General features: G+C 64.7%; 13 protein-coding genes. 4 read left to right on the forward strand and 9 right to left on the reverse strand.

The annotated features are described in order from the left end of the window. The first annotated feature begins 121 nt into the window (after nt 1-121). From nikR to APH44_RS14130, 3 genes are all read left to right on the forward strand, one after another. On the forward strand, nt 122-541 hold the full coding sequence (gene nikR, locus APH44_RS14120) for a nickel-responsive transcriptional regulator NikR (protein WP_054893224.1): 420 nt from the start codon (nt 122-124) through the stop codon (nt 539-541). Between the two features lie 96 nt (nt 542-637). Continuing rightward, nucleotides 638-1,189: a GNAT family N-acetyltransferase gene (locus APH44_RS14125; RefSeq protein ID WP_054893225.1), complete on the forward strand. Its 552-nt coding sequence runs from the start codon at nt 638-640 to the stop codon at nt 1,187-1,189. Nucleotides 1,190-1,253: 64 nt separating this feature from the next. Continuing rightward, nucleotides 1,254-1,805, forward strand: coding sequence for an AAA family ATPase (locus APH44_RS14130; RefSeq protein ID WP_054893226.1), 552 nt, complete (start codon nt 1,254-1,256; stop codon nt 1,803-1,805). A gap of 99 nt (nt 1,806-1,904) precedes the next feature. On the opposite strand, the gene APH44_RS14135 is transcribed toward APH44_RS14130, so the two are convergent. After that, on the reverse strand, nt 1,905-2,639 hold the full coding sequence (locus tag APH44_RS14135; RefSeq protein WP_054893227.1) for an SDR family oxidoreductase: 735 nt from the start codon (nt 2,637-2,639) through the stop codon (nt 1,905-1,907). Nucleotides 2,640-2,973: 334 nt separating this feature from the next. On the opposite strand from APH44_RS14135, the gene APH44_RS14140 reads away from it, so the two are divergent. After that, the gene (locus APH44_RS14140) at nt 2,974-3,891 is read left to right on the forward strand and encodes an AraC family transcriptional regulator (protein WP_054893228.1); all 918 of its coding nucleotides are present in this window, start codon (nt 2,974-2,976) and stop codon (nt 3,889-3,891) included. A gap of 100 nt (nt 3,892-3,991) precedes the next feature. On the opposite strand, the gene APH44_RS14145 is transcribed toward APH44_RS14140, so the two are convergent. From APH44_RS14145 to APH44_RS14180, 8 genes are read right to left on the reverse strand one after another with little or no spacing between them, the layout of a single operon-like run. Continuing rightward, a complete protein-coding gene (locus tag APH44_RS14145; RefSeq protein ID WP_054893229.1) occupies nt 3,992-4,894 on the reverse strand; it encodes a metal ABC transporter solute-binding protein, Zn/Mn family in 903 nt (300 codons plus the stop codon). Continuing rightward, nucleotides 4,891-5,790, reverse strand: a complete 900-nt coding sequence (locus tag APH44_RS14150; protein ID WP_054893230.1) for a metal ABC transporter permease — start codon at nt 5,788-5,790, stop codon at nt 4,891-4,893. The genes APH44_RS14145 and APH44_RS14150 overlap by 4 nt, the downstream gene beginning before the upstream one ends. Further along, a complete protein-coding gene (locus APH44_RS14155) occupies nt 5,790-6,536 on the reverse strand; it encodes a metal ABC transporter ATP-binding protein (RefSeq protein ID WP_054893231.1) in 747 nt (248 codons plus the stop codon). Before APH44_RS14155 ends, APH44_RS14150 begins: the two co-directional genes overlap by 1 nt. Then, nucleotides 6,533-7,435 carry a metal ABC transporter substrate-binding protein gene (locus APH44_RS14160; RefSeq protein ID WP_054893232.1) on the reverse strand — a complete coding sequence of 301 codons (903 nt, stop codon included), beginning with the start codon at nt 7,433-7,435 and terminating at the stop codon, nt 6,533-6,535. Before APH44_RS14160 ends, APH44_RS14155 begins: the two co-directional genes overlap by 4 nt. Before the next feature lie 16 nt (nt 7,436-7,451). Then, on the reverse strand, nt 7,452-8,021 hold the full coding sequence (locus APH44_RS14165; RefSeq protein ID WP_054893233.1) for a DUF6162 family protein: 570 nt from the start codon (nt 8,019-8,021) through the stop codon (nt 7,452-7,454). Further along, nucleotides 8,018-8,338: a hypothetical protein gene (locus APH44_RS14170; RefSeq protein ID WP_054893234.1), complete on the reverse strand. Its 321-nt coding sequence runs from the start codon at nt 8,336-8,338 to the stop codon at nt 8,018-8,020. The genes APH44_RS14165 and APH44_RS14170 overlap by 4 nt, the downstream gene beginning before the upstream one ends. Further along, nucleotides 8,338-8,880 (reverse strand): hypothetical protein, encoded by a 543-nt coding sequence (locus APH44_RS14175; protein WP_054893235.1) that lies wholly within the window; start codon nt 8,878-8,880, stop codon nt 8,338-8,340. Before APH44_RS14175 ends, APH44_RS14170 begins: the two co-directional genes overlap by 1 nt. After that, nucleotides 8,877-10,073 carry a PepSY domain-containing protein gene (locus APH44_RS14180; protein ID WP_054893236.1) on the reverse strand — a complete coding sequence of 399 codons (1,197 nt, stop codon included), beginning with the start codon at nt 10,071-10,073 and terminating at the stop codon, nt 8,877-8,879. The genes APH44_RS14175 and APH44_RS14180 overlap by 4 nt, the downstream gene beginning before the upstream one ends. Nucleotides 10,074-10,444: the final 371 nt, after the last annotated feature.

Consider the following 10,444-nt stretch of genomic DNA (forward strand, 5'->3'; position numbering starts at 1 on the left):
CAGGGCAGGCTTTCGTTTGCCAGGCTGCTGCTTCACACTGCGTCCCCCACTTCGATGGAGGCCGTAGGCTAAAGAGCAGTGGGTATGATGTCTATTAAAAATCATCTTACTGGAAGTGAAAATGCAACGGATCACCATCACTCTGGATGAAGAGCTGCTCGGTCTGATCGATCGACGGGTTGAAACGCAGGGCTATCAAGGGCGTTCGGAGGCCATCCGCGACCTGCTGCGCAACGGCCTGCGCGAAGCCGAAGCCTTGCCGGAAGATGACCCCTGCGTGGCGGTGGTCAGCTACCTGTATGACCACACCACGCGTGAGCTTCCCAAGCGCCTCAACCAGACGTTGCACGCGCACCACGACCTGACCCGCTCGACGCTGCACGTGCACCTGGATGCAGGACATTGCCTGGAGGTTTCGGTGCTTCAGGGCCCCAGTGGGCGTATCGGCGAGTTGTCGCGTCAATTGATGGTCGAGCGCGGGGTGGAGCATGGACAGGTGCAAGTGATACCGGCGCCACTGCCCCCTGCAGCGACGCGGTGAATGCGTCGCGCTGATTCACTCCTTCTGCGCTCGACACCGGCGGATCAATCCCGGACCATCAAGGCCTCGGCATAACGGTACTCAGGAACGAACGCCATGGATTGCCTCGCGACGCTGTATACAGAACGCCTTGTGCTCACCCCCCTTCAACTGGAAGACGCGCCAGCGATCCAGCAGTTGTTTCCCCAGTGGGAGGTGGTCCGTTATCTCGATCGCCGTGTGCCCTGGCCCTATCCGCAAGACGGCGCGTTGGTCTACGTGCGTGACATGGCACTACCGGCCATGGCCGCGGGCCGTGAATGGCACTGGATGATCCGCCTGCGCGGCGAAGAACAACCCATCATCGGCAGCATCAGCCTGTACGACCAACCTGGAAACAACCGGGGTTTCTGGCTTGCGCCGCAGTGGTGGGGGCAGGGCTACATGCGTGAAGCCTGCCGGGTGGTCAACGCCTATTGGTTCGAGACATTGTCTCGCCCCGTCATGCAGGTGCCCAAGGCCGTTGCCAATCACGCCTCTCGAAAAGTGTCGGAGCATGAAGGCATGCGCCTGGTGGACAGGCGCGACGGGCATTTCGTCTCCGGGCCGCTTGAGGTCGAGATATGGGAGATGACACGCCGTGATTGGCTTGCCCGCTCCTTGGGTTGACGCTGCCGGACATTTCCGTAGAATCGCGCGCCCCATTCAACATGCATGGCGAAAAGGAGCTTCGATGCAACGGATCATGATTGTCGGCCAACCCGGCTCCGGGAAGAGCACCTTGGCGCGCAAACTAGGCGAATGCACGGGGCTGCCGGTTGTGCACATCGACACCATTCACTGGCAGTCCGGTTGGGTCGAGCGAAGCCGAGACGAGAAGACACGGTTGTGCCATGAGGTCGAGGCGCGTGATCGCTGGATATTCGAAGGCGGCCATTCAACCACCTGGAGCAATCGACTGGCTCGTGCGGATCTTCTGATCTGGATCGATCGTTCGGCGTCGCTGCGCTTCTGGCGGGTGCTGAGCAGAGCGCTGCGTTATCACGGGCAGTCCCGGCCGGACCTGCCGCACGACTGCCCGGAGCGGCTGGCCAACTTGCCGGCGTTCTTCAACTTCATGTGGCAGACCAGACGCTCGGCGCGAATGAAGATGGAGCAACTTGCGGCAAGCGCACCCGCGGGTTGCCGGGTGGTGTGCTTGCGCTCCAACCGCGATACCAGGGCTTTTCTCGCAAGCATGGAGCCGCGAAGGGGGCGGGTTGAGCGGTGTAGTCAGCAGCGCTGAGAAGATCAGCTCGATAGCCTGTAACAGTCGGCGGCGGACGCCTCATGAACAGCTTTCTGCATCCACCCCATCGACCCACACCCCTTCGCTCAGGCGTCCTCAATAAGGACTGGCAGTCGGTCGCACCACGAGCTCACTGACATCGACATCATCCGGCTGCTCGATGGCATAGACCAGCGCCCGTGCAATCGCATCGGCCTCCAGCGCCACGCGCCGGAACGTCCTCATGGCCTCGCGGGCAGTGTCGTCGGTGATGGTGTCGGCCAGCTCCGATTCCACCACCCCAGGGCACACCACCGTCACCCTGATCTTGTCGGTTTCCTGGCGAAGGCCATCAGAGATCGCCCGGACGGCGTACTTGGTCGCGCAATACACGGCGGCGGTGGGGGAGACCGAGAGCCCGCCGATCGACGAGATGTTGATGACCTGACCATGCCCCTGCGCTTCCATGCCCGGGAGCACCGCGGCGATGCCGTGCAGTACGCCGCGCACGTTGACGTCCAGCATCCGGTTCCATTCCTCGACCTTCAGCGAACTCAGTGGCGACAGCGGCATTACCCCGGCATTGTTGATGATCACATCGACCTTGCCATGCTGCGCCTTGGCAAATTCGACGAAGGCGTGCATGGAGTCGAGGTCGGTCACGTCCAGTGCGCGGGCACTTGCCGAGCCGCCTTCGGCGCGGATTTCACTCACCAGCTGTTGCAGGCGATCGATACGGCGGGCGCCGAGTACCACGTGAGCGCCCTTGGCAGCGATCAGCCTGGCGGCGGCTTCACCGATGCCGCTGCTGGCGCCGGTGATCAGCACGACTTTGTCGTTGATGTTGGACATGTGCGTATCTCCTGTACATGAAGATTCAGGCGTCTGCAGGGAGAGCAGACGTTCCTGCTGGGTACGGAGAAAAGACTAAGGTTGAGAGGCGGTACGATGCGTGCCGAAACCTGCGCGACCTTTGCCTATTCGTGTCGGTGATCCGCACAGCCTCGTGCTGCGCGCCGGAACGGAAGGATCAGGCAACTCGACGGCAGTTTCGACCTAACGCAGGTGTTTTTCGCGGGGGACAATGGGTGCCTGGCCCTGACGACGCCGCCAGGTAGCCCTCATGGTCTGCCGTCACACCAAGACCGTGATACAACGCCGAATTCCAACATGCGAGAGCCCTTGAATGGCGCAGAACGATGCTTTTCTCCTGCAAACCACTGCCTTGTACCGTGGTGAACTCGTCCGCTCGCTGACCGAGCGCTTTACCGCTCCGGGCGTTTACGAAACCGCCATCGCGCCGCTGCACGTGATTCGAATGGATGCGCCGTCAGACATCATCCATACCGTGCACAAACCGGCGCTGTGCCTGATCGTGCAGGGGCAGAAAGAGGTGGGCCTGGGCGAGGACCGTTATCTATACGACCCCCTCAACTACCTGGTGGTGTCGGTGACGCTACCGGTGTCTGGTCGGGTGCTGACGGCCAGCGCGCAGGCGCCTTACCTGTGCATTCGCCTGGACTTCGAGCCGACCGAGCTTGCCCAGGTGATCGCCGATGCGCCGCCCGCGGGCGTACCGGATGAGCCCGAGCGCGGGTTATTTCTCGAACAGATCGATGTGTCGCTGCTGGAAACCATGTTGCGTCTGGTGCGGTTGCTGGAGTCGCCACGGGATATCGGCATGCTCGCGCCATTGGCACTGCGCGAACTGCACTACCGCTTGCTGCGAGGCGTGCATGGGCGTCGGCTGTACGAGCTGGCCATGGGCGACTCGCAGACCCGGCGCGTGAGCAAGGCCATCGACTGGTTGAACAACCACTACACCCAGCCGCTGCGCATCGAAGAGCTGGCGCGGATCGCGAACCTGGGGAGCTCGACCTTGCACCACCGTTTCAAGGCCGTCACCGCCATGAGCCCGTTGCAGTACCAGAAGCAATTGCGCCTGCAGGAGGCCCGGCGGCTGATGTTGGGGGAGGGGCTGGATGTGTCGAGCGCCTGTTACCGGGTCGGCTATGAAAGCCCGTCACAGTTCAGCCGCGAGTACAGCCGCCAGTTTGGGTGTGCGCCGTCTCGGGACATAAACCTGGCCCGGCGGCCCTCATGAAGATGCCACTGCGGGCCGAGCAGCGGGTGCCAGTGCTCGGCCTTGGCTTGTACGAAGCGATCGCCGGTCCATGCTCTGATCTGTCAAAGCAGGCGTTGCGTTACCCTTTGACCAATACGGCCACCACCGCATCGACAGAGTTCCTGAGCCCCGCCACCGTATCCTCCGGATCGCTGTCGACCACCACCCACCTGGCGCCTGCAGCCTCGATCACCTTGAGCACCTCTGGTTCAGGCTGACGATGGTGCAACACCAACGCCACATCCTGCGTCTTGAGGGTCTCTCCCAGCGCCTTCAGCGCTGCTTCGTCCCACTTGCCATCTGCCGGCAGTGCCTGCGAAACCACATCCAGGTTCAACCCGCTGGCCAGGTACCCCAAACGCTCCGACAGGCTCACCACGCTGAGGTTATCCGCCTCGGCCAGGCGCGTCTGGCTGCTGGACGTCAGCTCGAGCATCTGTCGCTTGAGCCCGGCCAGGTTGGCCTGGATCTTGTCCTTGTCGGCGGGGGACAGGCGCTCCAGGTCGTTGGCCACCACATCCGCCATGCGTCCGAGGTTGATCGGGTTCAACCAGGGATAGCTGGCGAAGGCATTGTCGCCATCCACCGCGATGCCGGGCAGGGCGCCATCGACCGGGCGTGCGGCATCGATCTCGACGATGCGGATGTTGCTGCGCCGCGCCATGGGATAGAGCGGGTCGTCATGCCAGATCGAGCGCACGCCGATCACCGCCGTGGCCTGCCGTGCATCCTTCTGCAGGCTCGCGCCACCACGTCCCTCGAAGTACGACGGCTGGCGGCTGGCCGGAAGGTTGGCCGGTGCCGCGCGCTTGAGCTGCACCGAGGTGCCGTCGAGCAAGGCGACAGCGAGGCTGTGGGTCACCGGCAGGGTGGTCAGTACTTGCGTGGCTGCGGCGCTGCTGGCGGGCTGTGCGGCCAGCGTCAGGGTGGGCGCGCCGGCCAGGACCAGGGCCAGGGTGAGGCGTTTGAGCGTGAGGTTCATGCCGGGTTTCCTTGCAGGCGGGGGACGAGGGCGCGGGCGAGGGCGGCGAGGGCGAAGCACACACCGGCCACCAGGATAATTGCAGCGCCGGAGGGCACGGGCAGGTCGAAGACGATCGGCAGCAGGATGCCGAGCAAGGTGCTGAGGGTGGCGATCAGCACCGAGGCGAAGAAGAAGCCCTTGAGCGACTGGCTGACCAGACGCGCGGCGGCGGCGGGGATCACCAGCAGCGCGCCGACCAGGATGGCGCCGATCACCTTCACCGAGGCCACGGTCACCAGGGTCACCAGCACCACGAACAGATAATCGAGGGTCTTCACCGCCACGCCGCGTACGGCCGCCAGCTGTGGGTTGAAGCTGGCGAGAATGATGCGGTTGTAAAGCGGCAGGGCCAGGGCCAGCACCAGTACGGCGACGATACCGAGCACCAGCAGGTCGTGAGGGCTGACGGTGAGCACCGAGCCGAACAGCACGTTCTCGAGGATGTGCACGTTGATCTTGCCGGCCAGCATCAGCAGCAGGCTGGCACCCAGGGCCAGCGAGACGGAGAGGAACACGCCGATCAGGGTGTCTGGTGAAAGGCCCGTGCGGTTGCGCAGGAAGTTCAGCAGGATGCCGAACAGCAGGCAGTAGCCGAACAGGCTGCCGTAGGGCCCGGTATAGGGCTCGCCGAGCAGGATGCCGATGGCCACGCCCGTGAGGGCGGCGTGGCCGACGGCCTCGGAGAAGAAGGCAAAGCGCTTGACCACGACCAGGGTGCCGAGCCCGCCCAGCACCGGGCCGATCATCAGGCCGGCGATCAGGGCGTTGATCACGAACCCATAGGCCAGGGCCTCGGGCAGGTAGCCAGCGGTGGCCCATTGCTGGACCAGTTGGCGGAAGGCTTCATAACTCATCAGGCAAGGCTCTCGCTGCGCGGGTGGACGGAGAACAGCCCGAGCAGGCGCTCCGGGGTCAGGGCCTGTGCGGGCGGGGCGTCGAACAGCAGCTTGCGGCTCAGCCCGGTGACGCGGTCGGCCAGACGCAGTACCGCTTCAAGGTCGTGCTCGATCCACAGCACCGTGGTGCCGGCCTGGCGCCAGCCGTGCAGCAGTTGCTCGAACACCTGGATACCGGCTTCATCCAGCGCCGACATGGGTTCGTCCAGCACCAGCAGTTGCGGCTCGGGGATCAGCCCCTGGGCCAGCAGCACACGCTGGCGCTCGCCGCCGGACAGCGCGCCCATGCGCCGCTTGCGCTTGTCGAGCATGCCGACCTTGGCCAGGGCGGCGTCGATGTCGGGTCGCACGCGGCGCGACAGCCCGAGGAACGCCGGGCGCTGCTGGCACATGGCGGCCATGAAGTCGTCGACGGTCATCGGCAGGCCACGGTCGAACTCCAGCGCCTGGGGCACATAGCCGATCACCTCGCGTTCGCTGGGCCAGTGCAGGGTCAACTGGCCCTGGTGCGGCATCTGCCCGAGCAGGGTCTTGATCAGCGAGCTCTTGCCGCCACCGTTGGGGCCGACGATGGCATGCACGCTGCCGGCGGCAACGCTGAAGCTCACCTGCTCGAGGATGCGCGTGCGCCCAAGGGTGAGGTCGATGCCGGCGAAGTCGATGCGCGGGCCTTGGGCGCTGACCAGGTTGGCCGCGGCGGTCATGCGCGGTTCTCCTGGATGGCCTTGACCACGGTCTCGAGGTTGCGCTTCATCTCCACCTCGTACTTGTCGGCGGTGTATTCGCCGTAGGAGATGTGGGTCAGCGGATAGATCTTCACCCCGGATTCGCGCTCGATGGTTTCGACGTAGGCGGAGGGAAAGTCCATTTCCGAGAAGATCACCTTCACATCCAGAGCCTTGAGCTGGTCGATGGTCTTCTTCAACTGCGCCGGGCTCGGCTCGATGCCATGAGCCGGCTCGACCACGGCGGTGACCTCCAGGCCGAAGTCGCGCACCAGGTAGTCGTAGGCGGCGTGGATGGTCGCCACGCGAAACTCCGCGCCCGGTGCCTCGGTGACCTTGGCCAGGGCTTCGGCACGCAGCACGCGCAGGCGCTTGGCATAGGCGCGGGCGTTCTGGGTGTAGAACTTGGCGTTGTCCGGGTCGAGCTTGCCCAGCTCGCGGGCAATGTTGTTGACCTGGGCGATGCTGGCGCTGATCGACAGGAAGGTGTGCGGGTTGACCACCTTGCCGGCGCCGCGCGCGGCGATGCCGGTGGCGGCCAGCAGCGGGACGTTCTGGTTGGACTCGATGGTCTTGATGTCGGGTTTTTCGCTGGCGGCGATCATGCGATCGGCGAAGTCGTCGTGGCCGATACCGTTGAGCACGATCACGTCCAGGGTGCCGATGCGCTTGATGTCTTCGGCGCGCGGCTCATAGGCATGCGGGTTGAAGCCTGCGGGAATCAGCGGCACCACTTCGGCCTTGTCGCCGACGATATTGCTCACATAGCTGTAGTAGGGGTGCAGGGTGATGCCGATGCGCAGCGGTTTGCCGCTGTCGGCCAGGGCCAGTGCCGGGAGCAGGCAGGCCAGGAGAAAGGCGAGGGCGGAGCGGAGCATGGCGCGGTCCTTGGGTTCAGTGACGGTGTTCGCGGGTGACCCCGGCGTCGTAGTGGCTGACGATTTCCTGCCAGCCGGCGGCGATCAGCGCGGCCTGGCCAAGATCGTCGGGGGCCCGGGTGCTGCGGTCGCGGCGTAGCCACACCTGGGCCGGTGTGGTGTCGGCCTGCGGCAGGATCAGCAGGAAGCTGCCGGCAACGTCGGCGTCCTGGCTCGAGCCCAGGTAGGCGCCACTGGCCAGCCACTGCCACTGATGGCGGCCCCGGCTGGCACTGCTGGTGTCATCGACGAAGGGCGGCAGCGCATCATCGGCCAGTGCCTGCACAGCGGGCGCCTGGCCGTTTTCCTGGCGCAGCGCGAGGATTTCCTCGGTGGCCACGTGCAGGTCGGTGTAGACGCCCTGTTCGGCGTCGTTGAGGTCACGGCGAGCGTCGATCTGGTGGCTGGCGATGGTCTGTTCGTCGACCCGTTCACCACGCAGCCCGACCACGGTCGCGGCGACGGCGGCGATCAACAGAGCAGCCAGCAGTACATAGAGGGTTTCATGCCCGGCGCCGGCCGGGCGGATGACCTGGGCGCGGCTCATGGCGCGCCTATATCGGCATGGTCGACTTCCACCACGTGGCCGGGGCCTGCGTCGAACAGCACGTAGAACTCGCCGTCGGGGCGCTTGAAGGTGAGGGTCGAGTCGTCGCCGAGCTTGCCGCCGACCAGCACTTGCTCGTCGTAGCCGATCACATCCAGCGTCACGCCCGGCGCGCCGCTACCGTCGGAGAAGCCGCCGGTGCACGTGATCTGATCGCCCGCCACCGATACGCAGTCGCACATCGGGTTGTGCGCCAATGCCGGCAGGGCGGTGAAGGTCAGCAGGGGCAGGGCAAGCCTGCGCAACAGGTGTTTCATCATTTGCCTCCTTGTTTCTCGAGCCAGGCGACGGTGGCTGGCGATGCCTTGGCCAGCGGTACGGATGCCTGGTGCATGCTGCCGTCCCAGCCTTCGATGGTGATCCAGATCTCGGCGTCTGGGCGGGTGCGGGGCGGGATCGGCAGCGAGGTGCTCATGCGGTAGGGCGAGCCGAAGAAGATCGAGCCGGCGGCGCGCAGGTTGCGCGGCTTGCCGATGCGCAGGTAGATGGCCTTCGCGCCCTCGGTGCATGTCTGGCAGAGCGCGGCGTTGAACACCTTGAAGTGTCCGGCCGGGCCGTCGGCGCGTGGCGCTTCGTCACGCAACTCGGCCAGGTCCAGGCGCCAGCGGTCGACCTGGATATCCTTGACTACGTTGGCACCCAGGCCGCTGTCGCCGCGGAACAGGCTGGCATCGGCGAAGTACTTGGGCATGAAGCCCAGCGGGATGAGGATCAGCAGGATGTTGAAGTGGAAGCGCCATTTCAGCCACCACTGCTTCAGGCCGCTGGGCGGCAGGGTTTGAGTCTGGGTCTGGCTCATGGCTGGGCCTCCACGGGGGTGTCTTCATGCCTGCGCACGCGTGCCGGGCGCTCGCTGCGCTTGAGCGCTGCGGCGGTCGCTTGGGCAGTGCGCTTGGTCCAGATCAGCAGGCCACTGAGCACCATCAGGGTGAGTACCAGGCCGAAGAAGAACCAGATCAGCTTGATCGGCAGGCCACCGAAGTCACCGGTGTGCAGCGGGCGCATGGATTCGGTGACGAACTCCAGGGTCGAGCGGTCGCCGAGCAGGAACTGGCTGTCGACGTTGCGGGTGTACGGGTTGACCTCGGCGGTCTGGAACATCAACGGGTACCAGCCACGCCCGCCCATGCTGATATGGCTGTAGGCGGTGGCGGGCAGGGTGATGAAGCTGATATCCAGGCCGGGGATGGCCTCCTGGGCGATGCGGGCGGCCTCGTCCAGGTCGATACGCGGCACCGGATTGCCGTCGGGGCTCTGTGGCACCTGTTCGCGAGCGATGACCGGCACGATCGGCTCGGTGGAAATGGTGACGTGGTTGTCGCCGAGAATGGCCTGGATCAGGAACCAGGTGCCGGTGATCGAAATCACCGCGATGAACCAGATCGACCACACCCCGGCCAGGCGGTGCAGGTCACCCCAGAAGATCCGCGAGCCGTGCTGTGTGCGTACCGGCTTGAAGAACCCGCGCCAGAATTTCTTGTACACCACGAGCCCTGTGACCAGCGAAGCGAGCATCGGCAGGCCAAGCAACGACACCAGGTACCAGCCCCAGCTATAGCCGTTGGTGAACGGCACCAGCCACCAGCCGTGCAGCGCGCGGGTGAAGGCCTGGAAGTTGAAGTCGGGGGTCTTGCCCTGGATGGCGCCGGTGTAGGGGTTGACGTAGAGCGTCGGCGACGTGCCGTCGGGGTAGGTGACTGCCGCTTCGAGGGCGAAGTGCGAGCCATCCGGCTGGCTGATGAAGCGCACCGCCATGTCCGGTTCGGCCTTGTTCAGCGCACTCAAGACCTGCTGGAAGCTCAGCCGCTCGGCGTTGTCGTCCGGTTGGCTGGCACGCACGTCGGGGTTCGCCAGCCAGACGATCTCCTGGCTGACCACCGCAAGCATGCCGGTGAAGCAGACGATCAGGACAAAGAACCAGATCGGCAGGGCAAGCCAACTGTGCACCAGAAACCACAGTTTGGACTTGGATTTTTTAATTTGTCGGGCCATCAGTCGTTCTTCTGAGGAAAATTGCGGTCGAGTTTCGTCTCAACCTTGAAGGCTGCAATTAATAGGACGAATGAGAATCAAAAACCTGAAGCCTCAAATGCAAGCAAATGTTTCAATCCCCCCCCTCCCGCTCTTGCTGTTGCCCTTGCCCTTGCTTCTAAGCGCGCGATACCCCAGTCACCACCCATCGCGACCTCAGGAGGCCGAGCAGAGGCGTCTGTAGGGCCCTGGCGCGCAGCGCCCTTCGGCGTCCCGCCGAAGTCGCGAGAAGTAGACTTGCGCAGCAAGTCGGAGTCCGCGAAGGCCCGGAAGGCGCCGGCGCGAGGGAACCCCGGAGCGCAGCGCAGGGGCCGTATGTGGGAGCAGGCGGT

It is taken from the genome of Pseudomonas sp. NBRC 111143 (assembly GCF_001320965.1).
Taxonomy (GTDB): domain Bacteria; phylum Pseudomonadota; class Gammaproteobacteria; order Pseudomonadales; family Pseudomonadaceae; genus Aquipseudomonas; species Aquipseudomonas machongensis.

What these genes read in the sequence shown, in the direction of transcription:
- nikR (WP_054893224.1), top strand. Translation starts at nt 122, where the DNA reads ATGCAACGGATCACCATCACTCTGGATGAAGAGCTGCTCGGTCTGATC.
- APH44_RS14125 (WP_054893225.1), top strand. Translation starts at nt 638, where the DNA reads ATGGATTGCCTCGCGACGCTGTATACAGAACGCCTTGTGCTCACCCCC.
- APH44_RS14130 (WP_054893226.1), top strand. Translation starts at nt 1,254, where the DNA reads ATGCAACGGATCATGATTGTCGGCCAACCCGGCTCCGGGAAGAGCACC.
- APH44_RS14135 (WP_054893227.1), bottom strand. Translation starts at nt 2,639, where the DNA reads ATGTCCAACATCAACGACAAAGTCGTGCTGATCACCGGCGCCAGCAGC.
- APH44_RS14140 (WP_054893228.1), top strand. Translation starts at nt 2,974, where the DNA reads ATGGCGCAGAACGATGCTTTTCTCCTGCAAACCACTGCCTTGTACCGT.
- APH44_RS14145 (WP_054893229.1), bottom strand. Translation starts at nt 4,894, where the DNA reads ATGAACCTCACGCTCAAACGCCTCACCCTGGCCCTGGTCCTGGCCGGC.
- APH44_RS14150 (WP_054893230.1), bottom strand. Translation starts at nt 5,790, where the DNA reads ATGAGTTATGAAGCCTTCCGCCAACTGGTCCAGCAATGGGCCACCGCT.
- APH44_RS14155 (WP_054893231.1), bottom strand. Translation starts at nt 6,536, where the DNA reads ATGACCGCCGCGGCCAACCTGGTCAGCGCCCAAGGCCCGCGCATCGAC.
- APH44_RS14160 (WP_054893232.1), bottom strand. Translation starts at nt 7,435, where the DNA reads ATGCTCCGCTCCGCCCTCGCCTTTCTCCTGGCCTGCCTGCTCCCGGCA.
- APH44_RS14165 (WP_054893233.1), bottom strand. Translation starts at nt 8,021, where the DNA reads ATGAGCCGCGCCCAGGTCATCCGCCCGGCCGGCGCCGGGCATGAAACC.
- APH44_RS14170 (WP_054893234.1), bottom strand. Translation starts at nt 8,338, where the DNA reads ATGAAACACCTGTTGCGCAGGCTTGCCCTGCCCCTGCTGACCTTCACC.
- APH44_RS14175 (WP_054893235.1), bottom strand. Translation starts at nt 8,880, where the DNA reads ATGAGCCAGACCCAGACTCAAACCCTGCCGCCCAGCGGCCTGAAGCAG.
- APH44_RS14180 (WP_054893236.1), bottom strand. Translation starts at nt 10,073, where the DNA reads ATGGCCCGACAAATTAAAAAATCCAAGTCCAAACTGTGGTTTCTGGTG.